Source organism: Halalkalibaculum roseum (genome assembly GCF_011059145.1).
GTDB lineage: Bacteria > Bacteroidota > Rhodothermia > Balneolales > Balneolaceae > Halalkalibaculum > Halalkalibaculum roseum.
In genome coordinates, this window is sequence record NZ_JAALLT010000021.1 from 1 (window position 1) to 355 (window position 355).

Sequence of the window (355 nt, forward strand, 5' to 3'; positions counted from 1 at the left end):
TTTTGCCAGGCTCTGACTCAATGTCCAAACTGCCTCCGTGTGCTTTAATAATATCATTGGTAATACTCAGCCCGAGCCCTGTTCCCTGGTTTCCTTTTTTGGTCGTAAAAAATGGCTGCAGGATTTTGTCCTTCATCTCCTCCGGAATTCCGGGACCGTTGTCTTCAATCTCGATGATAACGTTAGAGCCTTTTTGACGGGTGCGGGCGGTTAATCTTGGCTCGTAATCGTTCGAAGAGTCATCCCCCAGTTCGCTCTGCTGACTCCCGCTTTCTTCCGAAGAGCCCACTTCGAGAGAAGGTGACTTTTTATTTTTTACATGCGACTTTTCACTCAACTTCTCCCTCATCGCATC

The 355-nt window shown here is 47.6% G+C and carries 1 protein-coding gene; it reads right to left on the reverse strand.

Annotated features, from left to right (window positions below; all coding sequences use genetic code 11):
• On the reverse strand, positions 1 to 355 hold a 355-nt coding region (locus G3570_RS16315; RefSeq protein ID WP_165143930.1), incomplete at both ends, for a sensor histidine kinase.